1 protein-coding gene and 1 pseudogene are annotated in these 2053 nt (G+C 61.1%); both read right to left on the bottom strand.

All coding sequences use genetic code 11. The annotated features are described in order from the left end of the window. Window positions 1-248 precede the first annotated feature (248 nt). Window positions 249-1574: a phenylacetate--CoA ligase PaaK gene (paaK, locus tag ACCD00_RS30545; protein WP_413428913.1), complete on the bottom strand. Its 1326-nt coding sequence runs from the start codon at window positions 1572-1574 to the stop codon at window positions 249-251. 99 nt (window positions 1575-1673) lie between these two features. After that, a pseudogene (locus ACCD00_RS30540) lies at window positions 1674-2053 on the bottom strand (3-oxoadipyl-CoA thiolase); the annotation flags it as partial.

Here is a 2053-nt window from a genome sequence, read left to right as displayed (position 1 = left end):
CGGCGGGCCCTGTAGGAGCGAGCTTGCTCGCTATAAACGACAGAACACCGCGGGGTGTCAGGCTGCCAGCGTCATCGTTGACGACCATCGCGAGCAAGCTCGCTCCTACAGGCTTTTCCAAGTAACCCGCTGTAAAAGCGGAACAATAAGTGGCCGTTACCGAAGAAACGGATATGCCCCCAATCCCAATCCCAATCCCAATCCAAAAAAAAGCCCCGCATAAAGCGGGGCCATAAAGGGTGCAGCAGTCATGCTTTAGGACGTTTATCCACCACGTGGCAAGCCTTGCCCTCGGATCGCTTGATCGAGTGGAAAGGCTGCAAAACGATCCGCGAACTGATCCCGATATACGTCTTGATGTGCTTGCTCAGTTCCCCGCAAACAGCCTTCTGCTGTTCGTCGGTCAGGTGCTGATGCTCGGCCTTCAACTCCACATGCACATCGACACTGTCCAGGTTGCCGTTGCGATACAGGTGGATCTCATAGCACTCGGCAAGCTGTTTGACTTTGAGGACCTGCTCCTCGATCTGCGTTGGAAACACGTTGACCCCGCGGATGATCAGCATGTCATCGCTGCGTCCGGTGATCTTGTCGATGCGGCGCATCGGTCGCGCAGTACCCGGCAGCAGGCGCGTCAGGTCGCGGGTGCGGTAGCGGATCATCGGCAGGGCTTCTTTGCTCAGGGAGGTGAACACCAGTTCGCCCATCTGCCCGTCCGGCAGTACTTCGCCGGTGACCGGGTCGATGATTTCCGGATAGAAGTGGTCTTCCCAGATGGTCGGGCCGTCCTTGGTTTCGGCACATTCCATGGCCACGCCCGGGCCCATGATTTCCGAGAGACCGTAGATGTCCAGGGCAGTGATGCCCATGCGTGCCTCGATGGCGCTGCGCAGTTCGGCGGTCCACGGCTCGGCACCGAAGATGCCCAGGCGCAGGGCCAGTTTGTGCGGATCGATGCCCTGGCGCTCGATTTCGTCGGCGATGTTGAGCATGTAGGACGGCGTGACCATGATGATGTCCGGCTGGAAATCCTTGATCAGTTGCACTTGTTTTTCCGTCTGGCCGCCGGACATCGGGATCACCGTGCAGCCGAGGCGTTCGGCACCGTAATGCGCGCCGAGGCCGCCGGTGAACAGGCCGTAGCCATAGGAAATGTGCACTTTGTCGCCACGATGGCCGCCAGCGGCGCGGATCGAGCGGGCCACCACATTGGCCCAGGTGTCGATGTCGTTCTGGGTGTAGCCGACCACGGTCGGTTTGCCGGTGGTGCCGCTGGACGCGTGCAAACGCACGATGTCGTGCATCGGCACGGCAAACATGCCGTAGGGGTAGTTGTCCCGCAGGTCGGACTTGGTGGTGAAAGGGAATTTCGCCAGGTCGTCCAGAGACTTGATGTCGTCCGGGTGCACGCCCAGCGCATCGAAGCGCTGACGGTACAGCGGCACATTGTGGTAGGCGTGGCTCAGGCTCCAGCGCAGGCGTTCCAGCTGATGCTGGCGCAGCTCGTCGATGCTGGCGGTTTCCAGCGGGTCCAGCACAGGGTTCAGCACGGCTTGGGCAATTGGCATGTTCATGTGTTCACTCGAATTGTTTTTGTGTTCCAGCTCCTGCGCGCAGGGGCTTTGAGTGCATGCCCCAAGGATACCTCTGGGCTCCTTGGGAATCGCGATTCTTTAGTGGGATAGACGCTCGATGATCAGCGCGATCCCTTGGCCGACGCCGATGCACATGGTGCACAGGGCGTAACGGCCGTTACGTTCTTCCAGCTCATGCAGGGCGGTGGTGACCAGTCGCGCGCCGCTCATACCCAGCGGATGACCAAGGGCGATGGCGCCGCCGTTGGGATTGACCCGCGGATCGGTGTCGCTCAGGCCCAGTTCACGCAACACCGCCAGACCTTGTGCGGCGAAGGCTTCGTTGAGTTCGATCACGTCCATGTCCGCCAGGCTCAGGTTGGCCAGTTCCAGCACCTTGCGGGTGGCCGGTACCGGGCCGATGCCCATGATGCGCGGCTCGACGCCGGCAGTGGCCATGGCCACGACCCGGCCACGGG

The sequence above is a fragment of the Pseudomonas sp. Pseusp3 genome (genome assembly GCF_047304225.1).
Taxonomy (GTDB): domain Bacteria; phylum Pseudomonadota; class Gammaproteobacteria; order Pseudomonadales; family Pseudomonadaceae; genus Aquipseudomonas; species Aquipseudomonas fluorescens_CD.
This window is presented reverse-complemented; position numbering and strand designations above follow the sequence as displayed.